General features: G+C 71.6%; 19 protein-coding genes. 14 read left to right on the plus strand and 5 right to left on the minus strand.

All coding sequences use genetic code 11. The annotated features are described in order from the left end of the window. Positions 1–42: 42 nt before the first annotated feature. From SOM35_RS00325 to SOM35_RS00335, 3 genes are all read left to right on the plus strand, one after another. Positions 43–1890 carry a DEAD/DEAH box helicase gene (locus tag SOM35_RS00325; RefSeq protein WP_320513835.1) on the plus strand — a complete coding sequence of 616 codons (1848 nt, stop codon included), beginning with the start codon at positions 43–45 and terminating at the stop codon, positions 1888–1890. A gap of 202 nt (positions 1891–2092) precedes the next feature. Continuing rightward, positions 2093–2374, plus strand: coding sequence for a pyrophosphorylase (locus tag SOM35_RS00330; protein ID WP_111075815.1), 282 nt, complete (start codon positions 2093–2095; stop codon positions 2372–2374). A 165-nt stretch (positions 2375–2539) separates the two neighbouring features. After that, positions 2540–2824, plus strand: a complete 285-nt coding sequence (locus SOM35_RS00335; protein ID WP_320513836.1) for a hypothetical protein — start codon at positions 2540–2542, stop codon at positions 2822–2824. 7 nt (positions 2825–2831) lie between these two features. On the opposite strand, the gene SOM35_RS00340 is transcribed toward SOM35_RS00335, so the two are convergent. Beyond that, positions 2832–3248 (minus strand): hypothetical protein, encoded by a 417-nt coding sequence (locus tag SOM35_RS00340; protein WP_320513837.1) that lies wholly within the window; start codon positions 3246–3248, stop codon positions 2832–2834. Positions 3249–3270: 22 nt separating this feature from the next. On the opposite strand from SOM35_RS00340, the gene SOM35_RS00345 reads away from it, so the two are divergent. The 4 genes from SOM35_RS00345 (at position 3271) to SOM35_RS00360 (ending at position 8836) form a co-directional block, all read left to right on the plus strand. Further along, a complete protein-coding gene (locus tag SOM35_RS00345) occupies positions 3271–3594 on the plus strand; it encodes a hypothetical protein (protein WP_320513838.1) in 324 nt (107 codons plus the stop codon). Positions 3595–3858: 264 nt separating this feature from the next. Next, on the plus strand, positions 3859–5883 hold the full coding sequence (locus SOM35_RS00350; protein WP_320513839.1) for a glycosyltransferase: 2025 nt from the start codon (positions 3859–3861) through the stop codon (positions 5881–5883). Continuing rightward, positions 5880–6290: an ATP-binding protein gene (locus SOM35_RS00355; RefSeq protein ID WP_111075821.1), complete on the plus strand. Its 411-nt coding sequence runs from the start codon at positions 5880–5882 to the stop codon at positions 6288–6290. Before SOM35_RS00350 ends, SOM35_RS00355 begins: the two co-directional genes overlap by 4 nt. Further along, the gene (locus SOM35_RS00360; protein WP_320513841.1) at positions 6287–8836 is read left to right on the plus strand and encodes an OpgC family protein; all 2550 of its coding nucleotides are present in this window, start codon (positions 6287–6289) and stop codon (positions 8834–8836) included. Before SOM35_RS00355 ends, SOM35_RS00360 begins: the two co-directional genes overlap by 4 nt. Before the next feature lie 148 nt (positions 8837–8984). Here SOM35_RS00360 and SOM35_RS00365 read toward each other — a convergent pair whose 3' ends face one another. The 3 genes from SOM35_RS00365 to SOM35_RS00375 form a co-directional block, all read right to left on the minus strand. After that, positions 8985–10535: an AMP-binding protein gene (locus SOM35_RS00365; protein ID WP_320513842.1), complete on the minus strand. Its 1551-nt coding sequence runs from the start codon at positions 10533–10535 to the stop codon at positions 8985–8987. A gap of 238 nt (positions 10536–10773) precedes the next feature. Further along, positions 10774–10923 (minus strand): hypothetical protein, encoded by a 150-nt coding sequence (locus SOM35_RS00370; protein ID WP_181421545.1) that lies wholly within the window; start codon positions 10921–10923, stop codon positions 10774–10776. Between the two features lie 166 nt (positions 10924–11089). Further along, on the minus strand, positions 11090–11539 hold the full coding sequence (locus SOM35_RS00375) for a MarR family winged helix-turn-helix transcriptional regulator (RefSeq protein ID WP_111075823.1): 450 nt from the start codon (positions 11537–11539) through the stop codon (positions 11090–11092). A gap of 104 nt (positions 11540–11643) precedes the next feature. On the opposite strand from SOM35_RS00375, the gene SOM35_RS00380 reads away from it, so the two are divergent. From SOM35_RS00380 to SOM35_RS00405, 6 genes are all read left to right on the plus strand, one after another. Next, complete coding sequence (locus tag SOM35_RS00380; protein ID WP_320513844.1) at positions 11644–12657, plus strand: helix-turn-helix transcriptional regulator; 1014 nt, start codon at positions 11644–11646, stop codon at positions 12655–12657. 88 nt (positions 12658–12745) lie between these two features. After that, complete coding sequence (locus tag SOM35_RS00385; RefSeq protein ID WP_320513846.1) at positions 12746–14176, plus strand: MFS transporter; 1431 nt, start codon at positions 12746–12748, stop codon at positions 14174–14176. Positions 14177–14582: 406 nt separating this feature from the next. Next, positions 14583–15818 carry an alcohol dehydrogenase catalytic domain-containing protein gene (locus SOM35_RS00390; RefSeq protein WP_320513847.1) on the plus strand — a complete coding sequence of 412 codons (1236 nt, stop codon included), beginning with the start codon at positions 14583–14585 and terminating at the stop codon, positions 15816–15818. 210 nt (positions 15819–16028) lie between these two features. Beyond that, the gene (glmU, locus tag SOM35_RS00395; protein WP_320513849.1) at positions 16029–17456 is read left to right on the plus strand and encodes a bifunctional UDP-N-acetylglucosamine diphosphorylase/glucosamine-1-phosphate N-acetyltransferase GlmU; all 1428 of its coding nucleotides are present in this window, start codon (positions 16029–16031) and stop codon (positions 17454–17456) included. A gap of 112 nt (positions 17457–17568) precedes the next feature. Next, the gene (locus SOM35_RS00400; RefSeq protein WP_111076488.1) at positions 17569–18546 is read left to right on the plus strand and encodes a ribose-phosphate diphosphokinase; all 978 of its coding nucleotides are present in this window, start codon (positions 17569–17571) and stop codon (positions 18544–18546) included. Between the two features lie 16 nt (positions 18547–18562). Further along, positions 18563–19342, plus strand: coding sequence for a putative protein N(5)-glutamine methyltransferase (locus SOM35_RS00405; protein WP_320513851.1), 780 nt, complete (start codon positions 18563–18565; stop codon positions 19340–19342). A gap of 227 nt (positions 19343–19569) precedes the next feature. On the opposite strand, the gene SOM35_RS00410 is transcribed toward SOM35_RS00405, so the two are convergent. Continuing rightward, positions 19570–21078, minus strand: a complete 1509-nt coding sequence (locus tag SOM35_RS00410) for a molybdopterin-dependent oxidoreductase (RefSeq protein WP_414648544.1) — start codon at positions 21076–21078, stop codon at positions 19570–19572. 186 nt (positions 21079–21264) lie between these two features. On the opposite strand from SOM35_RS00410, the gene SOM35_RS00415 reads away from it, so the two are divergent. Next, a complete protein-coding gene (locus SOM35_RS00415; protein ID WP_221849429.1) occupies positions 21265–21963 on the plus strand; it encodes a hypothetical protein in 699 nt (232 codons plus the stop codon). Positions 21964–22070: the final 107 nt, after the last annotated feature.

Raw genomic sequence — 22070 nt, forward strand, 5'->3', positions numbered from 1 at the left:
TCCGTCTGGGGTCCAGCCCGAAAACGGGATACCGTTCTCCCCATGAGCACCGAGAACACCACCCCCGCCGAAGCCGTCGACGAGGAGCCCGTGATCACCTTCGCCGACCTCGGGCTCAGCGACCCCGTCCTCAAGGCCGTCAAGGACATCGGGTACGAGACCCCCTCCGCGATCCAGGCCGCCACCATCCCGATCCTGCTCGAGGGCCGCGACGTCGTCGGCCTCGCCCAGACCGGTACCGGCAAGACCGCCGCGTTCGCGCTGCCCGTGCTGTCCCGCATGGAAGCCGGCTCGAAGCTGCCGCAGGCACTCGTCCTGTCCCCGACCCGTGAGCTCGCCCTCCAGGTCTGCGAGGCGTTCGAGCAGTACGCCGCCCACATGAAGCACGTCCACGTCCTGCCGGTCTACGGCGGCCAGGCGTACGGCGTGCAGCTGTCCGCCCTCCGTCGCGGCGTCGACGTCGTCGTGGGCACCCCCGGTCGCATCATGGACCACATCGCCAAGGGCACCCTCGACCTGTCCGAGCTGAAGTACCTGGTGCTCGACGAGGCCGACGAGATGCTCAAGATGGGCTTCGCCGAGGACGTCGAGACGATCCTCGCCGAGACGCCGGACACGAAGCAGGTCGCGCTCTTCTCGGCGACGATGCCCGCGCAGATCCGTCGCATCTCGAAGCAGTACCTCAACGACCCGGCCGAGATCACGGTCAAGGCGAAGACCACCACGTCGGCGAACACGACGCAGCGCTACCTGGTCGTGTCGTACCCGCAGAAGGTCGACGCCCTGACCCGCATCCTCGAGGTCGAGGACTTCGAGGGCATGATCGTCTTCGTCCGCACGAAGAGCGAGACCGAGACCCTGGCTGAGAAGCTCCGCGCCCGTGGGTACGCCGCCGCCGCCATCAGCGGTGACGTCGCCCAGGCCCAGCGTGAGCGGACCGTCAACCAGCTGAAGTCCGGCAAGCTCGACATCCTGGTCGCCACCGACGTCGCCGCCCGCGGGCTCGACGTCGACCGCATCACCCACGTGGTGAACTTCGACATCCCGATCGACACCGAGTCGTACGTGCACCGCATCGGCCGCACGGGTCGTGCCGGCCGCTCGGGTGCGGCGATCAGCTTCGTCACCCCGCGTGAGCGTCGTCTGCTCACCGCGATCGAGAAGGCCACCCGTCAGCCGCTCACCCAGATGCAGCTGCCGAGCGTCGAGGACGTCAACTCGACCCGTCTGACCCGCTTCGACGACGCGATCACCGCCGCCCTCGGGCAGGAGTCCCGCGTCAGCGCGTTCCGCGACATCATCGCCCACTACGTCGAGCACCACGACGTGCCGGAGTCGGACGTCGCTGCAGCGCTCGCCGTCGTGGCGCAGGGGGACACCCCGCTGCTCCTCGACCCCGCCGACGACCGCGCGCGCCAGCAGATCGAGCGCGACGAGCGTCGCAGCCGCGACGACCGTCCGGCCCGTGACCGTGACCGTGACCGTGACGGCGACAGCGGTGGTGGCGACCGCCGCCGCCGCTCGGTGCCGATGACCGCGTACCGCATCGAGGTCGGCCGTCGCCACCGCGTCGAGCCGCGCCAGATCGTCGGTGCGCTCGCCAACGAGGGGGGCCTGCGCCGCGACGACTTCGGGGCGATCCAGATCCGTCCGGACTTCTCCGTCGTGGAGCTGCCGGCCGACATGGACTCCGGCGTCCTCGACCGTCTGCGCGACACCCGCATCAGCGGCAAGCTCATCGAGATCCGCGCGGACAGCCGGGGCGGTGTGCGTCGCGAGACCGGCACCCGTCGTGACGGCGCCCGCTACGGCGAGCGCGACGACCGCGGCTCGCGTGACGACCGCGGTGGCTACGGCGACGACCGCAAGCCGCGCCACACGCGCGACTGACGCGGTGACGTCCGAGCCGGTCGCGTGGTGACGCGCGAACCGGTCTGACAGGAGGCCCGACACCAGCTGGTGTCGGGCCTCCTGACATGTCTGTGGAGAACCTGGCCCGTCGGCCCGGTGACCCGGTATGGTTGACGACGTCAGAGCCTCCGGGGGATCTTCTGCGCGGGGGTGCAGGTACGAAGAGAATGAGGGGTTCACCATGTCGCGTGTGCTTTCGACCGAACAGGCGAAGACCGCCATCCGCCAGATCCAGTCCATCGTGAACGGTGGCTTCACGGACCAGATCTCGCAGCTCGACGCCCAGGGGCGCGTGCTGTCCGACTCGAACGTGTGGGACGGCCCGCTGGCGTCGAACTTCCGTGGGTCGACCTGGCCCGAGACGAAGGCTGCGCTGGACAAGGCGAAGACCGAACTCGAGCAGCTCCGCACGCAGCTCGACAAGATCTCGCAGGACATCTTCACCGCGGGTGGCGGCGCGTAAGCAGCCGTTCGCGCAGCGCCCGGGCCGTCGACAAGTTCGACGGACCGGGCTGCTGTCGTCTGTGGGGGTGGAACCGTGGCCGGAGTGAACAAGGCGCGGCCGTGGCGCGGACAGCGTCAGCACCCCGTCAACCTGATCGGGGCGGGATGCCTGCTGGTGGTGGGCGTGGCCGTACCGATCGGTATCGCGGGCGGGCACGCCGACGTTCTCGCCCCGTACCTGGCGGTGGGTTTCGTCGCCGGACTCGTCTGGGCAGGGAGTGTGTTCGCACTGCTCCGACCGGTGACTGCGTCGTTGCTCCTCGTCGTGGGCATCTTCGGCGCGATGGTCCTCTTCACCCGTGTCGTCGACGGGTGGGATGTGGCCCTGCTGCCGTGGATCACCAGCAGTTTTGCGGGGTCGGTCTTCGGTGCGCACCTGCGGTGGATGCTCGAACGTCGCCGCGCCTGACCTGAGGTCAGCGGGGGAGCGTGTGCACCCACTCGCGAAATGACTGCAGTGCCGGTCCCAGCAGCTGCACCGTCGGCGCCAGCTCCAGTGGCTCGACGAGCAGGGTCAGGCTGTCCGCCGGCGCCCCGCGGAGCCAGTGCCCTGCGATGGAGTCGTCCGCGGCGTCGTCCGGCCACATGAGGAAGGCGATCGGCGGCTGGTTGACGTTCTCGACGGTGTTGAGGTCGTGGTCGACGAGCTGCTGGACCTCGCGCACCGCGAACACCGGTGAGACCGTCCCGTCGAAGACCATGACGTCCGGGATGGTCTTGCCCTTGAAGCCGATCGGCAGCGGCACGCACTGCGCCGAGACGCCGTCCGACTGCCAGGGTGCCAGCGTGCTGAGGTCGACCGGTTCCGCGTCACGTCGTGCTCGTCCGAACATGGGGCGAGTCTAGGCTCGCGGTGTGCGGGGGCGAGTGGAACGACTGGCGGATGCGGTCGACGCGATCGTGCCGCTCGTGCGGGAGGTCGACGACGTCGGCGGCCGCAACGCCGAGCGCTTCCAGGCCGCCGCGGACCGGTTGCGGAACGTCCCACTCGACCGAGCGGATCGGAACGCGGCCCTCCGAGATCTCGAGGCCCGGCTCGGGGCCGGGTCCGGACGGCTCTCCGATCGCTACCTGGTGCACGACGACGGCCGACCCGACCTCGAGCGGTCGCGGACGTTCACCGAGCTGGTCGCGCGGATCCGCTCGCAGGCCTGGTGGCTCCGGCACCTGCCGTTCTGACCGCCCGTCCTGCACATCGTCGAGCAGCACCTCCGGCGTCCCCAGATCGGGGCATCCTGCTGACAGGTGTCGCCCCGCTGCGGTAGACAAGACAGCACGCCGGAGTCGACCCGAACGACGCCGAGCGGACGGCGCCGCCCGTGGACCCTGGATCCATCGACGGCACCGGATGGGACACCCGTGCGCGGCAACCGCGTGCGCGGGAATTCGGGGATCAGGAGGGGACGCCGTGCACCGCAGCGACGGTTCAGCAGGGGTGCGCCGATGACGGCGCTGGACGTCGGTCGACGCGACCATCGTCGACTGACCGTCGGCACGCCCCGCCGCCGACTCCTGGCCGTCCGGACCGTCGCCGTGCTCGCGGCGGTGTCCGGCCTGAACTACATCGGCTGGCGCTGGATCGCCTCGGTGAACTGGCACTCGTGGTGGATCGCCGTGCCGCTGATCCTCGCCGAGACGTACAGCGTGATCGACTCGGTGCTCTTCGCGTTCGGGGCATGGAGGCTCCGCGAGCGCGGCGAACCCCCGACGAAGCCGAGCACCGACGTCACGGTCGACGTCTTCATCACCACGTACAACGAACCGATCGACCTGGTGATGCGCACCGCACTCGCGGCGAAGGCGATCACGCACCCGCACACGACCTGGGTGCTCGACGACGGCAACCGCCCCGAGATGCGTGCGGCGGCCGAGGCCGCGGGGCTCGGCGTGATCACCCGCGGCAAGGACTGGGTGGACCGTCCGCGGCACGCCAAGGCCGGCAACCTCAACAACGCCCTGCTCGCCACGCAGGGGGAGTTCCTGCTCATCCTCGACGCCGACCAAGTGCCGGAACCCTCGATCCTCGACCGCACCCTCGGCTACTTCAAGGACGAGCGGATGGCGCTCGTGCAGACCCCGCAGTGGTTCGAGAACGTGCCCGACTCGGACCCGCTCGGCAGCCAGGCGCCGCTGTTCTACGGACCGATCCAGCAGTCGAAGGACGGCTGGAACGCCGCGTTCTTCTGCGGCTCGAACGCGATCCTCCGGCGCGAGGCGCTGATGCAGCTCGGCATCACGCGCTACGTGCGGGAGGTCGAGACGAGCGTCCAGCGCACCATCAAGACCGCGAAGAAGCTCCTGGGGCGGGCACGCGAGACCGAGACGGACGAGCGTGTCCTGGTCGCCCTCGACGACGCCGAGGGCGTCGTCGACCGGGCACGGGACGAGATCGCGTCCGGGGAGCCGCTCGGTGACGTGACCTACCGCTTCCAGCGCGGCATCGACGCGATCGCGTTCCGGTTCGCCGCCGCCGACCTCGAGTCGGTGCGCGCGGACCTCCAGGAGCTCGCGGCGATGTCGACCGACGCGAACACGTTCGCCGGCCTCGACGACGCCGCCCTCGACGTCCTCGGGCAGCGGGGTGCGTCGCCGGTGGCCGCGATCGAGTCGATCGCGGTGCTCGCCCGGGCGCTCGACGTGAACCGCGACGACGAGGCGCAGGCGATCATGCCCCTGGCCACGATCTCGGTGACCGAGGACATGGCGACCGCGATGCGTCTGCACGGCCTCGGCTGGCGCTCGGCCTACCACGACGAGATCCTGGCGAAGGGGCTCGCGCCGGAGGACCTCGAGACGATGCTCGTGCAGCGGCTCCGCTGGGCACAGGGCACCATGCAGGTCTTCTTCCGCGAGAACCCCCTGGTGCAGAAGGGCCTGTCGTTCGGGCAGCGCCTGATGTACTTCTCGACGATGTGGAGCTACCTGTCCGGCTTCGCCGCCGTGGTGTACATCGCCGCCCCGGTGCTCTGCCTGTCGTTCGGCGTCGTGCCGGTCCAGGCCTACAGCACCGACTTCTTCGCCCGGCTCATCCCGTTCCTGGTGCTCAACCAGCTGCTGTTCTGGGTGGTCGCCGCGGGCAGACCGACGTGGCGCGGGCAGCAGTACTCGCTGGCGCTCTTCCCGGTGTGGATCGAGTCGGTCACCAGCGCGTTCGAGAACGTCTTCCGCGGCCGGCCGCTCGGCTTCCGCGTGACGCCGAAGGTCCGCGACGCCAGTGCCGCCAAGCCGCGCTGGGACCTCGTGAAGCCGCAGCTCATCGCGATGGCGGCGCTCGCCGCGGCTCTGGTGATGATCGGCATCCGGTACCTGACCGGTCAGGCGGAGGGGATCGCGCCCCTGGTGAACACCGCGTGGGTCGTCTTCGACCTCTTCATCTTCAGCATCGTGATCCGGGCGGTCCGCTACAAGGGCCCTGACGCCCCGGTGGCCCTGGAACACGAGTCCACGACGGTCGGAGGACCTCTGTGAGCACGCACGCGAGCATCGACGTCCCCGCGGTCCCGGCGTCGCTCGACACCGTGCAGGACACCTTCGCCGCGTGGTGGGACGGCCAGGGGATCGACGACCCGACCTTGCGGTTCCGACTGGAGACCGCCCTGGTGGAGGTCGCCGCGAACGTCATCGAGCACACCCGCCGGTCGGACCCGCACGAGGGGCGTCGGTTCGTCCTCGACCTGACCGCCCACGACACCGAGCTCGTCGCGGTGCTGTCGGACAACGGCATGCCCGTGGACATCGACCTCAGCGCCGTGACGATGGCCGACCCGGAGGACGAGGGCGGGCGCGGCCTGGCCCTGGCGATCGCGGCGCTCGACCGCCTTGAACACCACCACGAGGGTGGGCGGAACGTCTGGGTGCTGGTGTGCGACCGGTGACACAGCTCGGGGCGCGGGTCGTCGCCTTCCTCATGGTCATCGGCGTGCTCCTGCTCGGCGGAGCCCTGCCGGCGAACGCCGCGACGAGCACCCCGACGGCCGCCGCGACGAGCACTCCGACCAAGGCCCCGAGCACGGCTCCGACCGGCGCCGTCGACCCGCCGACCGGCCGGACCTGGTTCGGCCCGGACCTCGACTGGGGCTCCGACGCTCCGGACGGCTACGAGGGCCGCCTCGGTGCGACCCCCTCGATGTACGGCGTCGAGATCGCCTACCCCGTCGACGGGCGGGCCGAGCAGCAGTTCCTCCGCTCCACCCGGGCCGCCGCCGCACAGGGTGCCGTGCTGGTCGTCAGCCTGGTGCCCGACCAGTCCCTCGGGTCCCTGACGCCGGCCGATGCCCGTCACGCGAACACCCTGTTCGAGCGGGCCCACCGGCAGTACGACACCCAGCTCCTGGTCCGCTTCGCCCCGCAGATGAACGGCACGTGGGTGCGTTGGGGACAGCAGCCGACGCAGTTCGTGCGGGCCTTCCGGACGGTCGCGAAGCAGGTGCACGCCGGGGACTCGGATGCCCGCATGGTGTGGTCGCCTTCCTACGGCGCCGGCTACCCGTTCGGTTCGTCCGCGGGCCGTCTGGCGGACCTGTCGGCGACCGACACCGAGAAGCTCGACACCAACGGCGACGGCCGGCTCACCGCCGCCGACGACCCCTACGAGCCGTACTGGCCCGGGGCGTCGTCCGTCGACTGGGTCGGCCTGTCGATGTTCTTCTTCGGCAAGGGCAAGGCCACCGAGGCAGCCGGCCGTGACGTCCCGCTGACGCGCAACGACGTCCCGGCGTCGGACGAGGTCGCACAGCGCTTCGCCGAACGCTGGGGCTACGACCAGCAGCAGCCCCGGTCCTTCGTCGACCGGTTCGCCGTCGACCGCGACCGCCCGATGCTGCTCGACACGGGCGCGCTCTACGACCACTCCCTCGGTGGTGCCGGCGAGCTGCAGGTGAAGCAGAGCTGGTGGCGGCAGGTGTTCGCCGAGGTGCGGGAGACCCCCGAGATCCGCGGGGTGACGTACATCGAGGCGAACCGTCGGGAACCCGAGGCCGGCAACCGCGTGGCCGACTGGCGTTTCGCGAAGGCTCCGGGGATCGCCGGGTCGTTCCGCACGGACCTGCAGGACGCCGACCAGTTCGTGTTCGGGCCGGTCACCGACCGGGTCACCCCGCAGCAGGGCGCCGCCGCGACGAACCAGCAGCTCGACACCGGTGGCGACCAGATGGCGTGGATCGTCTGGCTGGCGGCGGGCCTGGCGCTCGTGTTCGTGGTCAGCGGGCTGGTCGGACGGCTCGTGCCCAGCTGGCGCTACCCGGACGACGGCAAGCCGGGGCGCGATCTGCGACTCGACCTGTTCCGCGGGTTCATCATCCTCGCCGTGGTGATCACCCACATCGAGGTCTCCGGCCCGTACTCGTACCTGACGCTGCACGCGGTCGGCGCGATCACCGGTGCCGAGATGTTCGTGTTCCTCTCCGGCATGGTGCTCGGCATGGTCTACCCGCTCGGCATCGCCCGGTTCGGCGAGTGGGCGTCCGCGATCGGGGCGTGGAAGCGTGCCCGGAAGCAGTACCTCGTCACGCTCGCGGTGATCCTCATCGTCTTCGCGCTGAGCTTCGTCCCGCTGTTGAACACGGACGCGATCACGACCTTCACCGACCGGGGCACGGGTCTCGACGGCGTGCAGGCCGAGGGTCGCGTCTACGACCTGTACCCGAACGCGATGCAGCTGTTGGCGTACCCGCCGCCCTGGTACGCGATCCGGCAGTTCCTGCTGCTCGAGATGGGCCCCTGGCCGTTCAACATCATGGGCCTGTTCGTGGTGCTCAGCCTGTTCATCCCGGTGTTCATGTGGGTGATCCGACGCGGCTACTGGTGGGCGCTGCTCGTCGTCAGCTGGGCGCTCTACGTCTTCCAGGCGGTGAACCCCGACTTCAAACCGCTGAACTCGCAGTTCGACGCGGTGTTCCCGCTGCTGACCTGGCAGGTGGTCTTCACGCATGGACTGGTCCTCGGGTACTACCGACGCCAGATCACCCGGGCGCTGACCGGCCGGCTCGGCAAGGTCCTGATCGGCGTGCTGATCTGCGGGTACGCAGCCTTCCTGGTCTACGTCTGGGCCGGCGACCGCTTCGACTTCACGCCGACGCCGTTCCCGGCGACGATGTACCAGGACCTCTACAACACCGCGTACCAGCGCGTGGACCTGCAGTGGGGCCGTCTGATCGACATCGCCTTCTTCGCGATCGTGTCGTACGCCATCCTCACCGTGTTCTGGAAGCCCGTGAACGCCGCGATCGGGTGGCTGTGGATCCCGCTCGGCCAGGCCAGCCTCTACGTGTTCGTCTGGCAGGTCTTCTTCGCGCTCGTGATCGCGTCGCTGCCCCTCGACTACGGCAACGTCTGGATCGGCACCGCCGTGCACACCGCGCTGATCCTGCTCAGCTGGTACATGATCCGGCGGAAGTTCCTGTTCTCGGTCATCCCGCGCTGACACCCGGCAGCGGCTGGCGACCGCCAGCAGCTGACGACCGGTAGCAGTCCGGCACCGGCCCGGCCCCGACACGGACGGGAGGCCCGTCACCAGCTGGTGACGAGCCTCCCGTCCGTCGTGTGGTCCGGTCCTGCACCGGTCCCGGCGCTCAGTCGCCGTACTGCCGGGTCAGCTCCCGCCGCAGCACCTTCCCGCTCGGCCCGAGCGGCAGTGCCTCGACCACGTGGTAGACCCGCGGGTACTTGAACGAGGCGATCCGCTCGCGGACGAACGCGTCGACCCCGTCGGATCCGGTCGCGCCGTCGCGGAGGACGACGGCCGCATGCACCTCCTGCCCGTGCACCGGGTGGTCGACGCCGAACACCGCGGCCGAGGCGACGTCCTCGTGCCGGTGCAGCACCGCCTCGACCTCGGACGGGTACACGTTGTAGCCGTTCCGCAGGATCAGGTCCTTCTTGCGGTCGACGATGCTGACGTACCCGTCCTCGCTGAGCACGCCGATGTCGCCGGTGCGGAGGTACCCGTCGGCCATCGCGGCCGCCGTCGACTCCGGGTCGTCGAGGTAGCCGAGGAACAGGTTGTGCCCCCGGACGACGATCTCGCCGGGCTCCCCGACCGGCATCGGCACGATGCGCCCCTCGACCTCGGCGTCCGCCACGACGACGTCGACGCCCCAGACCGCGGGGCCGACGCTGCCGGCGCGACCCGGGTCGCCGCGGGGGATCACCGAGACGACGGGGGAGGTCTCGGTCAGGCCGTAGCCCTCCTGGATCGGCGCCTGGAAGGTCGACTCGAAACGCTCCAGCACGGCGGCGGGCAGCGCGGCGCCGCCGGAGACGCACCAGCGGAACGGCGGTCGGGCGTCGTGCTGGTCGGCCGCTCCGAGGAGTGCGATGAACATCGTCGGGACCCCGAGGAACGCCGTGACCTGCTGCTCCGCGCAGAGCTGCAGCGCGGTGGCCGCGTCGAAGCGGGGGAGCAGCACGATCGTCGCGCCCCGGCGGAGCGTCGTGTTCATCACGACGGTCTGGCCGAACGTGTGGAACAGCGGCAGGCCGCCGAACACGACGTCCTCCTCGCGCAGGTCGAACACGTCGATGATGCAGACGTTGACCTGCTCGACGAGCGCGAAGTGCGACCCGACCGCGCCCTTGGGCTGCCCGGTCGTGCCGCTGGTGAACAGGATGGTGGCGGGGTCGAGGGGGTTCGTCGCGACGACGGCGTCGAGCGGCTCGCCCTCCGACGCCAGCGCGGTCAGCGAGAGGACGTCCTCGCCGGCAGCCACGCCGACGACGAGTGCCCCGGTGTCGGCCGCTGCGGGTCCGGCCTCGCCGAGCACCGACCCGGCGGCGATGAGCACGCGTGCGCCCGAGCTGCTGAGGACGTGGGTGATCTCCTCACGCTTGAACAGCAGGTGGATCGGCACGACCACGGCGCCCATCGCGAGGACGGCGAAGTAGGCCACCAGGAACTCGGGCACGTTCGGCAGCATCACCGCCACCCGGTCGCCGCGCTCGACGCCGCGGGCGCGCAGGCCCCCGGCGGTCTGCCGGACCCGCTCCCACAGGTCGCCGTACGTCAACTCGTGGACGCCGTCGGGCAGCGCGGTGACGACGGCGGTCTTGGTGTGGTGCCGTCGGGCGCCCTCGGCCACGATCGTGGCGACGTTCAGTGTTCCCAGTCCGGTGGTGGTGGACATCGTGCCCCTCTTCGTCGGTACGGGCATCGTCGCCCTCGGTGGGGTCGCTGGTGGGACGACACCCGCGCGGTCGTCGGGTGCGTCCGCGCTGTCGACGCTACCCAGCGCGGGGGCTCCGCATGCAGCCCCCGTTCGGCGGGCACGGGCGCGGCTCGGCACGACGACGGACGGGAGGCCCGTGGCGATCCCGCCACGGGCCTCCCGTCGGTGTGGACGCGGCTGCGTCCGAGGTGCAGTGTCAGCGCTGCTTCGTCGTCGCCACGAAGAGGTCGTCGAACAGTCCCTGGTCTTCGGTGGGCTGCTCGCCGTGCTTCCAGCGACGGCGCAGGCGGCGGATGGTGGTGATGCGCACCGGATCGACGCCCGGTTCGGTCTCGTACAGGCCCATGGTGTCCCTTCCCGTCGGCGGTGACCCCCGTGCGAGGGGAGTCCCGGTCGATTCCGACGGTACGGCCGCGTTCGGAGCCACGCCCGCGCAAGTAGGTAGAGAAGTTACCCATCCGCGCTGCGTGGACAATTCCTTCGCCCACGAACCGAGAGGCCCCTAACCTGCCTTACGACGTGGGCGGCACCCCGCCGTCGAGCGCCACGACGATGCGGTCGACGATGCGGACGAGGCGTCGGCGCTCTCGTTCCGAGAAGGAGGACAGGAGTTCGTGCAACTGCTCGTTGGTGCTGTCCAGCGCCGCTGCGAACACCTGCTCCTGGCCGGGCGTCAGCTCGATGAACCGGCTCCGACCGTCCTCCGGGTTCGGCACGCGCTGCAGGATGCCCTGCCGTTCCAGCCGATCGATGATGCCGGTCACCGCGGGGCCGGTCAGGCCGAGGTGCGACGTCAGGTCCTTCACCCGGACCGAGCGCTCGCCCGACTTCGCACGCCACACGTACTGCAGCACCGACAGGTCCGTGCCGGACACCCCGGTCCGGTCACGCAACCGGTTCCGCAGCGCGGTCGAGGCCTGCTCCAGACGGGTCAAGGCACCCATCACGTCGAGGTCGCTCACCGGATGCCCTCCTCCGTGCGTCACGGCATGCCGGAGTGGGGACCGGCACGCTCGCGGCAAGGATATCCAGATACCGCTGGTTCCCGACCCAGTGCGGTGACCCCGTGAGCGAGTCGCTGGCCCCCGAGCCCGAGGAGACCCGGGAAGCCACCGGACGGGAGGCGCTCGCCGACATCGCGGTCCCCGTGCGGTTCGAGGTAGCCGGCACCGACCCCGACGCCGCCGTCCGTGACCTCGCCGGCATCTACTCCGGCAAGCACTGGCTGTCCCGGCGGACCGAGGGGGAGTTCTCGTACCGCTACACGGCGGTAGGCGACTCCGACGTCTCGATGCGCCGGTCCACCATGAACGGCTTCCTCCGCGGAGCATCCGGCCCGAGCGAGGACCTGGTGATGAGCTGGCTCACCGCGGGGTCCGGCACCCCGGACACCCTGCGCGACCGGATCCCGCTGCATATCGGACAGCCGACACTGTTCCCGGCCCACCGCGACGTCGTGTTCGTGGCCACCGACTACGACCAGCAGCTCGTCCACCTGGACCGCGGATTCGTCCGGGACGTCGCTGCCGAACGCTTCGACGTCGGCGCCCGTGAGATGCGCTTCGACCACCTGCGGCCCGCGGACGCCCTGGCCGTCCGGCAGTGGCGCGACTCCCTCGGTGCCCTCGCCCGCGCACTCCGGGAGGGCGGCACCGGCTCGCTCGTCTGGCACGAGGCCAAGCGGCAGGCGGTCGACGCCTTCCTCCGGGTCGTCCCGCCGCAGCTCGACCAGTTGCCCGCGGAGCTGCTGCACCCACGACAGGCGAAACTCCGTGCCGCGGTCGAGCACATCCACGCGCACGCCGACGACCCGATCACGATCACCGACCTGGCGCAGGTCGCCGGGCTCAGCGTCCGCAGCGTGCAGGAGGCGTTCCGGCGCACGTTCGGCCTGTCGCCGCTGAACTACCTGCGGCAGGTGCGCCTGGACCGGGTGCACGAGGAGCTGCTGGCCCGCGACTCCCGGACGGTCTCGGTCGGGCAGGTCGCCACGCACTGGGGGTTCGCGCACCTGGGCCGGTTCTCGGGGGCGTACGCGGAGCGGTTCGGCGAGTACCCGAAACAGACGTTGCGGCGGTGAGCCGGGCCTCCCGTCCGTGCCGGGGGACGCTGCGGTGTCCGTCGCGGCGGACACCTCGGCGGACACCCGGAGGCGCTACGGTTCCGCCATGACCGGTACGCCGACGACCGCCGAGGCACCGCCGACCCCCGTCCGGCGTCGGGCACTGCTGTCCTGGGCACTGTGGGACTGGGGCTCCGCCGCGTTCAACGCCGTCGTCACCACGTTCGTGTTCAGCACCTACCTGGCGAGCCGGGCGTTCGTCGACCCGGCCCTCGTCCGGGACGAAGGCTCCTCGGCCACCGCAGCTGCCGCCGTCGAGCGCGAACTCGCCCACAACGCCGCGACGGTCTCCACCGCGCTGACCATCGCCGGCCTCGTCGTCGCCCTCGTCGCGCCCGCGATCGGCCGGCTGGCGGACACGTCCGGCCACCGGAAGCGCTCGGTGTTCATCGCCACGATCGGCATCGTCCTGTCGATCGTCGGCATGGTCTTCGTCGCCCCTGAGCAGCCGTACCTGGTGCTCGGCGCCGCCCTCATCGGCATCGGCACGGTCGCCTACGAGATCGCCTGCGTCGGCTACAACGCCATGCTCGGCCAGGTCGCCACCGGGCCGAAGACCGGGCGGGTGTCCGCGATCGGCTGGGCCGCCGGGTACTTCGGCGGCATCGTGCTGCTCATCGTCCTGCTCGTGCTCTGCATCCAGGACTTCGGCGTCGAGGGCAAGGGCGGCCTCCTGCAGCTGCCCGCGACGGTCGCCTCCGGGCAGTGGGACGTGCGGGTCGCCATCGGCATCGCCGCGGTCTGGCTCGCCGTCAGCTCGATCCCGCTGTTCGTCGTCGTGCCCGAGGCGCCCGCCGACCCCAGCCGCCGCGGGTCCCTCTGGTCCGCCTACGCCGACCTCGGACGGGACATCGCGCGGCTCTGGCGCACCCGCCGGAACGTCCTGGCCTTCCTGCTCGCCAGCGCCGTGTTCCGCGACGGCGTCGGCGCCGTGTTCACCTTCGGCGGGATCATCGCCGCGCAGGTGTTCGGCTTCAGCCCGTCCGGCGTCATCATGTTCGCGATCGTGGCGAACGTCGTCGCCGGCATCTCCACCGTCGTGTCCGGCCGGCTCGACGACCGGTTCGGGTCCCGCCCGCTCATCATGGTGTCCCTGGTCGGTCTGTCGGTGTTCGGCACCGCGGTGCTCTTCGCCGGGTCCGCGCAGGCGTCGTTCTGGGTGCTCGGGCTCGGGCTCTGCATGTTCGTCGGGCCGGTGCAGTCGTCCTCCCGGGCGTACCTGGCGAAGCTCGCGACGCCCGGCCGCGAGGGCGAGCTCTTCGGCCTCTACGCCACCACCGGGCGGGCGGCGTCGTTCATCGCGCCGGCGCTGTTCGGGGTCGCGGTGACGATCGGTGGGTCGACGCGGTACGGGATCCTCGGCGTCGTCGTGGTCCTGATCGCGGGGCTGGTGCTGATGGCGTTCGTCCGCGACGAGCCGGCGGCGGCGCCGGGCGGGTCCGGCGGGTCCGGCGCCCCGGGCGCCCCGGGCGCCTGACGCCTGCCGCCTGCCGCCTGACGTCCGGCGCCTGCCCCGACCGGTCACGACACCCCGCTCACCTCCGCCGAGCGGTCACGAAGCGTCGCTCCCGCGCGCTCGGAGCGACAGTTCGTGACCCCTCGGCGCCCGGCACCCGGGGGTGTCGCGGCCGCGGGCCGGGCGGGAGGCTCGGTGCCGGACGTGGGGTGTGCCTCCCGTCCGTCGAGCGGTCACGACACCCCGCTCACCTCCGCCGAGCGGTCACGAAGCGTCAGTCTCGCGCGCTCGGAGCGACACTTCGTGACCACTCGGCACCCGGCACCCGCGCGCGCCGGGACCCCCTGTCCGCATCCCGCCCGCCCTCCGCAGCCACCGAGACCCCCGCGCGTAGCGTCCGCCCGGACGACCCACGAGGAGGAACCCCATGAAGGCAGTTGTCTGGCACGGCATCGGCGACATCCGGCTCGACGAGGTCCCGGAGCCCACCATCCAGGACCCGCACGACGCGATCGTGCACATCACCCGCTCCGCGATCTGCGGCACCGACCTGCACTTCGTCCGCGGCACGATGGCACCGATGGTCGAGGGCACGATCCTCGGCCACGAGGCGGTCGGCGTCGTCTCCCAAGTCGGCGACGCCGTCCGCGGGTTCAGCCCGGGCGACCGCGTCGTCATCAACTCGACCATCTCGTGCGGCGCCTGCCGGTACTGCCGCATGGGCCAGACCGCGCAGTGCGACGTGGCGAACCCGAACGGACCCCGGGCGGGCACGAGCTTCTTCGGCGGCCCGCAGTCGACCGGCCCGGTGGACGGCCTGCAGGCCGAGTACGTCCGGGTGCCGTGGGCGCAGAACACCATGCACCCGCTGCCCGAGAACGTCAGCGACGAGCAGGCGATCCTGCTCTCCGACATCTTCCCGACCGGCTGGTTCGGCGCCGAGCTCGCCGGGGTCCGCCGCGGCGACGTCGTCGTGGTGTTCGGCGCGGGGATCGTCGGCCAGTTCGCGGCCGCCTCGGCCTACAAGCAGGGTGCCGGACGCGTCATCGTCGTCGACGGGCACGAGACCCGGCTCGCCGCGGCCCTCGCGCAGCACTGCGAGGTCGTCGACTACAACGACGAGGACCCGGTCCAGGCGATCCTGGACCTCACCAACGGCATCGGTGCGGACGCCGTCATCGACGCGGTCGGCGTCGACGCGGAGCGCCCGAAGCGCGGCCCCGCGGCGGTGTCCGACGAACAGGCCGCCGCCTTCGACGCCGAGGTGCAGCAGGTCGCGCCCGACGCGTCGCCCGACGGGTTCGGCGAGCAGCAGCAGTGGAAGCCGGGTGACGGGCCCTCGCAGGTCGCCCAGTGGGCGGTCGCCTCGGTCGCGAAGTACGGCCGGATCGGGATCATCGGCGTGTACGGGCCGACCGCGCAGTCGTACCCGATCGGCGAGGCGATGAACAAGAACCTCACGATCCGGATGGGCAACTGCGACCACCACTCGGTCACCCCGCCGCTCATCGACATGGTCGCGGCCGGGCAGTTCGACCCGACGGCGCTGATCACCGAACACGAGGGGATCGGCTCCGCGATCGAGGCCTACGAGGCCTTCGACCGCCGCGAACCCGGCTGGGTCAAGGTCGAGCTGACGGAGCTGACGGAGCTGACCGCCTGACCGGGCCGGTTGACCGGGCCGGCGCTGCGCGCCACGCGGTGTCGGCCTGGAGGCCCGGTGCCGGTCCCACGGGCCGGCACCGGGCCTCCAGTCGGGCACGCCGCGACGGACGGTGCGGCTTCTCCTGCACCGATGCGGTTCTCCGCGGAGTTCCCCACACGTCGGCCCCACGGTCGTCCGAGGCGGGGACGGTGGGCCAGGATGGGACGCATGACCGACCAGCGGATCGCCGTCGTCGTCCTCGCCGCCGGGCAGGGCACACGCATGAAGTCCTCGCTCCCCAAGGTGCTGCACCGGCTCGCCGGCCTGCCCCTGATCGCCCACGTGCTCCGGACCGCCGAGTCACTGTCGCCGGACCACGTCGTCGTGGTCGTCCGGCACGAACGTGACCGCGTCGCCGCCGAGATCACCGAGCGTGCTCCCGACGCCCTGGTCGTCGACCAGGACGACGTCCCGGGCACCGGACGTGCGGTGGAGGTCGCAGTGGACGCGCTGCCGGCCGACTTCGACGGTGTCGTCGTGGTGCTCTCCGGCGACGTGCCGCTGCTCGACGCGCCGAGCCTCCGCACCCTCGTGACCGCGCACGGCGACGGCGGACACGGCGCCACGTTCGTCAGCGCCATCGCTCCCGACCCGACCGGGCTCGGGCGCATCGTGCGCGACGCCGACGGAGCGTTCGCCGGGGTCGTCGAACACAAGGACGCCACCCCGGAGCAGCTGCAGATCACCGAGGCCAACGCCGGCATCTACGCGTTCGACGTCACCCACCTCCGTGCGGTGCTGCCCTCGCTGACCACCGAGAACGCCCAGGGCGAGAAGTACATCACCGACGTCCCGGCCCTCGTCGCAGCCCGCGGTGGTCGGGTCGACGTCGTCACGCTGACCGATCCGTGGCTCGTCGTCGGCATCAACGACCGGGCGCAGCTGTCCGACGCAGCCCGAGAGCTCAACGCCCGGATCGTCCGTCGTCACCAGCTGTCCGGCGTCACCGTGCAGGACCCGGGCTCGACCTGGATCGACCTCGACGTCACGATCGAACGCGACGCCGAACTGCTGCCGGACACGCAGCTGATCGGCGCGACGGCGATCGCCAGCGGTGCCGTCGTCGGGCCGGGCACGACCCTGCGCGACACCGAGGTCGGCGCCGGCGCCACCGTGAACCGCGTCGACGCGACCCTGGCGGTCATCGGTGACGGCGCCTCGGTCGGTCCCTTCGCCTACCTGCGTCCGGGCACGATCTTGGGCGAGCGCGGCAAGATCGGCACCTTCGTCGAGACCAAGAACGCCGTGATCGGCCGCGGCAGCAAGGTCCCGCACCTGTCGTACATCGGCGACACCGAGGTCGGCGAGGACTCCAACATCGGTGCGAACACCATCACCGCGAACTACGACGGCGTCCACAAGCACCGCACCGTCATCGGCTCCGACGTCCGGACCGGATCGCACAACGTGTTCGTCGCCCCGGTTAGGATTGGCGACGGGGCGTACACCGGTGCAGGCACGACCGTCCGCAAGGACGTGCCGGCCGGGTCGCTCGCGATCAGCTACGCCCCACAGCGCAACTCCGAGGGATGGGTCGAGGAGAACCGACCTGGTACCCCGGCGGCCGAGGCAGCTCGGCGCGCGCGAGGCGAATGACACCTTCGACGGTCCCCGTGGCCGTCAGCGGTGGGCCCCGACCGGAGCCCAGGACATCGGCCCCGGCGGGTCAGATCGACCCCTTCACGGGGTCAGGGAGTGAGCACCACACGTGTCCGGAATCAAGACAACCGGCCAGAAGCGACTCGTCCTGGTCGCAGGGCGAGCGCACCCGGAACTGTCGAAGGCGATCGCGGAAGAGCTCGGTGTCGACCTCGTCCCGACCGACGCCCGGACCTTCGCCAACGGTGAGCTCTACGCCCGCTTCGACGAGTCGGTGCGCGGGTGCGACGCCTTCGTCATCCAGTCGCACACCGCCCCGATCAACGAGTGGCTCATGGAGCAGCTCATCATGGTCGACGCCCTGAAGCGCGCCTCGGCCAAGCGCATCACCGTCGTCGCCCCGTTCTACCCGTACGCCCGGCAGGACAAGAAGGGCCGCGGCCGCGAGCCGATCTCGGCCCGCCTGGTCGCCGACCTGTTCAAGGCCGCCGGCGCCCACCGCATCATGAGCGTCGACCTGCACGCCCCGCAGATCCAGGGCTTCTTCGACGGCCCGGTCGACCACCTGTTCGCGATGCCGGTGCTGCTCGAGCGCTTCCGCGAGATGCTCGACCCCGCGACCCTGACCGTCGTGTCGCCCGACATGGGCCGCGTGCGCGTCGCCGACATCTGGTCCGAGAAGCTCGGTGCACCGCTGGCGATCATCCACAAGCGCCGCGACCCGCTCATCCCGAACCAGGTCTCGGTGCACGAGATCGTGGGCGACGTCTCCGGCCGCTGGTGCCTGCTCGTCGACGACCTCATCGACACCGGCCGCACGATCGCCAAGGCAGCCGAAGCGCTCAAGGCCAGCGGCGCCAAGGGCGTCGTCGTCGCCGCCACCCACGCCGTGTTCTCCGACCCGGCGACCGAGCTGCTGCAGAGCGAGTTCATCGACCGCGTCGTCGTCACCGACACCCTGCCGGTCCCGCACGAGAAGCGCTGGGACAAGCTCGAGGTCCTGCCGATCGCACCGCTCATCGCCCGCGCCATCCACGAGGTGTTCGACGACGGTTCGGTGACGTCGATGTTCGACGGCGCCGCCTGAGTCTTCGGACACCGGCGTGGCCCTGACTCCGCGAGACGCTCTCGCCGCCCGGCTCCGGGCGGGCGGGAGCGTCTTCGCCGAGGACGAAGCCGACCTGCTGCTCGCTGCCGGTGACGGCGACCCGACGCGCCTCCGCGGGCTGCTGCGGCGCCGTCTGGCGGGGGAGCCGCTCGAGTACGTCCTCGGTTGGGCGGCCTTCGACGGACACCGGGTGCGCGTGACCCCCGGGGTCTTCGTGCCGCGGGCCCGGACCCGGATCGTCGTCGTCGAGGCCGCTCGACGCCTGCACCGCTACGACCGGGTCGTCGACCTGTGCTGCGGTGCCGGAGCGATCGGGATGGCGCTGCTCGAACGGATCGGTGCGCTCGACCTCGTCGCGGCCGACATCGACCCGGACGCCACCGAGGTGGCGGCCGAGAACCTCGGGGACCGGGGGATCGTCGTCACGGGCGACCTGTTCGCGCCGCTGCCGACCCGGTTGCGCGGGCAGGTCGACGTCCTCACCGTGAACGCCCCCTACGTGCCGACGGACGCCATCGGCTCGATGCCGACCGAGGCCCGCGACCACGAGCACCGGGTGGCCCTCGACGGCGGCGCGGACGGCCTGGACGTGCACCGGCGGATCGCTGCCGGAGCGGCCGAGTGGCTCCGGCCCGGCGGCGCCGTCGTGATCGAGGTCTCAGGCGTCCAGGCGCCGGTGTCGGCCGGGCTCTTCCGCGCGGCCGGCTTCGTGGTGGAACTCGCCCGCGACGATGAGGTCGACGGCACCTGTGTCGTCGCCACGCTCCCCGCCTGAGGCCTCCCCGCCGGACGCCTGACCCCTGCCCGCTCGACCCCTGCGAGCCGAGACCCGGCCGCCGAGGCCCCGTCGTTCGCCCGAGACGCCGCGGAGTTGCCGAGACGCCGCGGAGCCACCGAGACGCCGCAGAACTCGGCGGCGTCCGACCACTTCGGCGGCGCCGAGTGCAGACGGGGGCGTCTCGCCGGTGGGACGGACCCGTGGGCGGTGACCCGCGCCTCCCGTCAGGACGCGGAGATGGTGACCCCGTGCCAGCCGGTCGCACCGTTCGGAGCCGGCGGACGCTGCACGCTCGTCTGCACCTCGCCGTCGGCGCTGACCGCGCGGACCTGCACCTCGTGCTGCCCGGCGACGGCCGTCCACCGGTACACCCACTGCCGCCACGTGTCGGCCGAGACCGAGTCGGCGAGCTCGGCGTCCTGCCATCCGGCGGAGCCGACCTTCACCTGCACGGCCTTCACGCCGACGTGCGGCTGCCAGGCGACGCCCGCGATCGGCACGCGGTCACCGACCTTGACGGAGGTGCCGTCGCCGGGAGTGTCGATCCGCGACTCGAGCTTCACCGGGCCACGCTCGGACCAGCCGCGCGGTGTCCAGTAGCCCTGCGCCTTCGCGAACCGGGTGACCTCGAGCTCGGTGACCCACTTCGTCGCGGAGACGTACCCGAACAGCCCCGGGACGACCAGCCGCGCCGGGAACCCGTGTTCGGCGGGCAACGGCGAGCCGTTCATGCCGACCGCCACGAGCGCCTGCGTGCCCTCGTCCTGCAGCACGTCGAGGGGGGTGCCGGCGGTGAACCCGTCGATGCTTCGCGACAGGACCATGTCCGCGCCGGACTTCGGCCGGGCGCGGGCGAGGAGCGTCCGGATCGGGTAGCCGAGCCAGAGCGCGTTGCCGATGAGGTTGCCGCCGACCTCGTTCGAGACGCAGCTCAGCGTCGCCATGTGCTCTTCGAGGGGGAGGGCCAGCAACTCCGCCCAGGTGATCTCGATGGTCTCCTCGACCTCGCCGTGGATCTTCAGCGACCAGTCGGCGGGGTCGATCGACGGCACGCGCAGAGCCGTGTCGATCCGGTAGAAGTCGGCGTTGGGGGTGACGTAGGGCGTGATGCCCGTCACGTCCAGGCTCGCACCGGCCGGCACCGGCGGCGCGGTGGTCGCCGGCGTCGGCAGTCGCACGGCCCGGCGGACCGCGGCTGCGGCCTGCAGGGACGCCGACCCCAGCCGGGAGGCGCTGCCCACCACCGCCGCGACCGCTGCGGTGGTCACTGCCCAACCGATGAACGAGCGGCGCTGCACGCCGCCAGCGCGCTCGGCGTCGGCGGTGGGCACCGCGCGGGCGTCCTCCCACCGGCGGAGGCGCTGCAGCAGGAGCCGGAGCACGATGATCGACGCGGCCACACCGAGCACGGTCGGGGCGCCGTCGAAGGTGCCGCTGCCGGAACGGGTGGTGACGGCGAGCAGCGCGAGCACCCCACCGGCGGCGAACACCAGCGCGCCCCACGGCGGCCGGCGACGTTCGAGGATGCCGGCACCGGCCGTGATGACCACGAGCAGGACCGTCATCAGTGCGAACAAGGCCACCTTGTCGCCGGTGCCGAACAGCGACACCATGAGGTCCTTCGCGCCTCGGGGCGCGAGGTCGATGACCGCGGAACCGACGGCGACGAGCGGGCTGCCGGCGCCGCCGAGCAGCAGCGCACCGAGCTCCGCGACGGCGAGGAACGCGAGCATGGCGATCACCCCGACGAGCGCGGCGGCCCAGCGACGGTGCGGGAGGAGGCGCGGGTCAGGCTCGGTCACCCACGGATGGTAAGTCAGCGCCGCTGGGAACGGGCGGTCCGCTGCGCGGAACGGGTTGGGGGAGCGTTCATCCCCGGTCGTGCCGGTGGACGCCGTCGTCGTGGCAGGATCGTCACCGTGCCGAGGCGACCGATCCGTGTTCCGGGTCCTGGTCGTGCCCGCGGGGACCGGCAGCGCTGGTCGCCGTACCGCCGACTCCTCGCGCTCCGGTGGGCGATCGTCGGGCTCTGGGCCGCTCTGGTGACGGCACGGATCCTCGTCGTGAACGCCGATCCGGACGCCGACCTGACCGCGTTCGGCATCGCCGAAGTCGCCGCCGTCGTCATCGGGGTGACGGTCATCGTGATCGCCGTCCTCCGTGCCCGGTCCATCAGCCGACGCCGAGCGGACGACCTGCTCGCCACGGCCGTCCGTCGGGTCGACCCGACCGTCTGGCTCGTCCCGGCCTCGGCGACTCCGGAGCTCCGCGGGACGCTGGAAGCGGTGCGCCCCGAGGTGCCGCTCGCACGGCACGTGACCTGGGCGTTCGGTGCGACCGAAGCGTCGCTGTGGGAACTCGACGAACGTCGGGCCACCCGGTTGCTCGTCATCCGGTGGAGCCGCGTGGTGCACGTGGGCGTCGAGGACGTCCTGGTGCCCGGGGCCGGACGACGGACCGCGCCCGCGATCGTTGTGCACTACGTGCGGCCCGACGACACCACCGCGGTCGCGACGTTCTTCGTGCGTGCGGCACCCGGTTCGGACCGCCTGCTCGGCCGCGGTGACCGGCTGGACGAACTCCTGGCCCGGCTGGCCCGCGAGCGAATCGTCGCCTGAGACAGACGACCCGACCTGACCGGACCGCACGCCGCGGCCCGCACGCCGCACGCGACCCCCGCCCCAGGATCCGCACCCCGCGGCCGCAGCACGCACCGAGGGCCCCG

The organism is Curtobacterium sp. CFBP9011, from assembly GCF_034045095.1.
Classification (GTDB): Bacteria; Actinomycetota; Actinomycetes; order Actinomycetales; family Microbacteriaceae; genus Curtobacterium.